Source organism: Paractinoplanes toevensis, from assembly GCF_018332695.1.
GTDB lineage: Bacteria > Actinomycetota > Actinomycetes > Mycobacteriales > Micromonosporaceae > Actinoplanes > Actinoplanes toevensis.
The window spans coordinates 1-3,679 of sequence record NZ_BOQN01000200.1; the positions used below are offsets into that span (position 1 = coordinate 1).

General features: G+C 70.0%; 3 protein-coding genes. 2 read left to right on the top strand and 1 reads right to left on the bottom strand.

Annotated elements, in window-relative coordinates; all coding sequences use genetic code 11:
- Positions 1-277: 277 nt before the first annotated feature.
- Together Ato02nite_RS50115 and Ato02nite_RS50120 are read left to right on the top strand one after the other, a co-directional pair.
- A complete protein-coding gene (locus Ato02nite_RS50115) occupies positions 278-1,222 on the top strand; it encodes a hypothetical protein (protein ID WP_213013820.1) in 945 nt (314 codons plus the stop codon).
- Between the two features lie 150 nt (positions 1,223-1,372).
- Positions 1,373-2,590 (top strand): TIR domain-containing protein, encoded by a 1,218-nt coding sequence (locus Ato02nite_RS50120; RefSeq protein ID WP_213013821.1) that lies wholly within the window; start codon positions 1,373-1,375, stop codon positions 2,588-2,590.
- Here Ato02nite_RS50120 and Ato02nite_RS50125 read toward each other — a convergent pair.
- Positions 2,591-3,679, bottom strand: a 1,089-nt coding sequence (locus tag Ato02nite_RS50125; protein WP_213013822.1) for a potassium channel family protein, incomplete at its 5' end; no start/stop codon positions are given.

Sequence of the window (3,679 nt, forward strand, 5' to 3'; positions counted from 1 at the left end):
CGTGCCACACCAGCACGTGCCGCGACTCTCGCGCAACGACACACGCACTCATAACCCGCGCGCGGCAACGCCTCACGCTGCCCATCCACATCCGACAGCAGCGACCACCATGCGGGAAGTCGATGGCGTCGCCCTGGCCGGTGGCGAGTGGGGGTTGCGGGCCCGGCCGGAACTGTCGTGCCGCGAGGCGAGTCCGGGTCGGGCGCGTCCGCGTTGTGCACGGTGAGAGAGCGGTCGTTCAGCCGAGCGGCCTGCGCAATCCGGAAGAGGACCCCCCATGAACCAGAAAACATCCACCGTGGCCAAGCGTTACGCGCTCGCCGCCACCGCCGTGGCCGTCGTCGCGGGTGGCGGTGTCGCCGCCGTCGGCGTAGCCAACGCGGACACCACGCCCACGCCGTCGAACCCGTACATCGTCGGCCCTCCCGGCACCTCGCTGAACAGCGGCGACGCCACTACGCTCCAGGTCGCCGGGCGGACCTTCGCGGGCACCGCGGTGCCGTCCAACGCCACCGCCGCGGTCGTCAAGATCGCCAGCGTCAACCCGTCGTCGTCGGGCAGCCTCACCGTCTACACGACCGGCACCCGGCCCGGCAGCCCGACCGTCACCTACCGGCGGAGCCAGAACGTGACCGGCACGGCGACCGTCCCGCTGGACAGCCGGGGACGGCTCTCCGTCTACAGCACGGCCCGGACGAAGTTCACCCTGCAGCTGCAGTCGTACACCACGCCGACCACCACCCCGCCCGCGCCGACGTGCACCGCGACGATCTCGACGATCGCGCCCAGCACCAAGACGCTGACCCAGGTCGGCGGCAGCATCCGCGCCGCGGCCCCGGCCGGCGCCACCGACTTCGGCAGCGTGAACCTGCCGGCCGGCACCTACGACGCCCGGGTCATCGGCGGCTTCACCGGCTTCAACAACAACGACACCTGGCTGCCCTCCGGCGTCTTCCTGACCGGCACGATGACCGTGGTCAAGGGCGCGACGATCAACTCCGACTTCACCAACAACGTCACCGCCGGCGGCGTGATGATCCCCAAGTCGGACAGCACCACCCTGACCCAGGACCCGACGCTGGCGATCTCCACGTTCCTGGTCCTGGACGCGCCCACCGAGGTGCACGTCAAGCTGTTCGCCTACGCTTCCAACAGCGGCACGGCCGGATCGGGCCAGGTCAAGGCCAACGTGCAGAGCGCGCAGTTCCGCAAGGTCTGCTGACGAGCAAAGATGACGCCGCGGTCGAGCCACTCCGGTGGCTCGGCCGCCTCGGCAAATGCCACCGACCCCGATTGTTGATCCATTTCGGCGGGTAGACGCCTATTCCGACTGGGCTAAAGTGGGGCCGTTGCGGCGGGTCGGGAGTTGTTCATGAGGCAGCGCATCTTCGTCGGCAGTTCCACCGAAGGCCTCCGGGTCGGTCAGGCCGTCCAGCTCGAATTGGACGGCGATTTCGATGTCACGGTGTGGGATCAGGACGTCTTCCGGCTGACCTTTGCGAACCTCGAAAATCTGCTGGAGGCCCTCGACTCGTCGGATGCCGGCATATTCGTGCTGAAGCCGGACGACATCGTCGAGAGCAGAGGGTCGGAACGACCGGCCGTCCGCGACAATGTGTTGTTCGAGCTGGGGATGTTCATCGGCCGATTGGGGCGGGAACGCACCTTCATGCTGGTGCCCCGGGGCGCGGCCGCGCACCTGCCGAGCGACCTGGCCGGCATCGCCGGTGCCAGTTACGACGCCGAGCGTTTCGAACGTGCTTCCCGGGCCGCCATCGCGCCGGCCTGCACCCAGATCCGCGAGCAGATCCTTCGGGTCCGGCGTGGCGGCTCCACCGAACCGATCTCCGAGTCGCGCCTCGACCGGGCCATGCGGCGGATGAGCGGCGACCTGGAACGACTCCTGGCCAACCTGCCCACCGACCGGGATCCGGACGGCGGCCGCGACCAGGTCTCGATCCGCCTCGGCCGGGCCGACGTCGAGGTGGCGTTCGGCCGGATCCAGGACTGCCGGGCCGACACTCCGGCCGCCGTCGTCGCCCTCCCCGCCAACGAGTACTTCGACGACGAGTGCCTGCGCGACACGCGCAGTTCGCTGGGCGCGTTCGTGCAGGCGGCGTTCGGTGATCAGCTCGAGCGGTTCATCGGCGACGTGCGTAAAGCCCTGGCGGACCTGCCGGTTCAGCGGGTCGCCCGCGCCGAGCGCCGGGTCGACGACAGTTACGGCGTCGGGCAGGCCATCCAGATCGGGGGGTATTCGCCGGCCGTCATCCTGGTGTCGGCCACCACCGAGCGAATCGGGACCGGATTGCGCGCCGAACCGCATTTCCTCTATGCGGCGCTGCAGGGAATCATCGAGACCATGAACGCCAATCGGCGTACCGAATTGTTCATGCCGGTATTGGGCGCGGGCCACGGCGGCATGCCGGTTTCGGTGGCTCTGCTGTTCAACCTGATGGCGTTGCGCTCGATCCTCAACGAGGACACCGGCCGGCACGTCCGCAAGGTGCATCTGATCGTTTTCCGGCGGGACGGCCGCGTCGACCCCGACGTGGACCTGCACGCCATCGCCGAGCGCCTGCCGAGATAGTCAGCCGGGGATCAGGCCGGTCGGCGAGAGGGTGTCGCGGCGCAGCACCTGGAGCAGCTCCTCGTACGGTCCGATCAGGTAGGCCCGGTCGCCGGCGGCGAATCTCGTGTCGCGCCTCGGCGGGTGCTCCAGGGCGCCGCCGCCGGCGGCCCGGCTGATCGCCACCACCCGGGTGCGGGCCGACAGGTCCTGCATGGCCAGGCCGTCGAGGCCGCCGCCGGGCGCGACCGTCAGGCGACCGACCAGCATCAGTTGCGCGCCCACGTAGAAGGTGGCGATCACGTCCAGGCCCAGGGCGGCGCCGACGAACCACGGCGCGGCCAGCGCCGCGGTGGAGCGGGCCCGGCCGAGACCGAAGTTGCGCTCCACGGTGTCGGCCAGGGTGCGGTCGAACAGGCGCAGCACCACCGGCACCGCCGGATCACCGAGCTGGTCGCGCAGGGCCAGGCCGGTCTCCAGGTTGACCAGGTCGTCGCTGGTCAGGACGGCAACCGCGCGGGCGCCGGCCAGCTGCACCCGGTGCAGGGTCTGGGGCAGGGTGGCGTCGCCGAAGATGACCGGGATGCCACTGTCGCGCACCTGGGCGGCGTACCGGTTGTTCTCGTCGCGTTCGATGACGACCACGTCCGTACCCGTCGCGGCCAGCCTTTCCACCACGCGCACCCCGACCGAACCGAGGCCGATCACCACGACGTGCGCGGTGAGCTGCTTCAGCCGGCGGTTGCCGAGCGCCTCCTCGATGCGGATGGTGACGAGCGTGTTGGTGAGCAGCGCGAAGAACGTGGTGGCCAGCAGCACGCCGGAGATCATCAGGGTGATCGCGAAGAACCGCAGCCAGGGCTGCTGGCTGCGGAAGTCGAAGTCACCGAAGCCGACCGTGGCGATCGTCTCGACGGTGAAGTAGGCGGCGTCGAGGACGGTCATCCGGGTGCCGTCGGCCTCCCGGTAGCCCAGGCGCAGCACCACGATCGCCGCGGCCGCCAGAAACAACAGACCGCCGAAGACGTACGCCAAGCGCCGATCGACCACCGCCGGCAGTGACCGGACCGTGTGCCACCGGCCGGGCCGGGCCGGTGGCGGGCCGGCGGG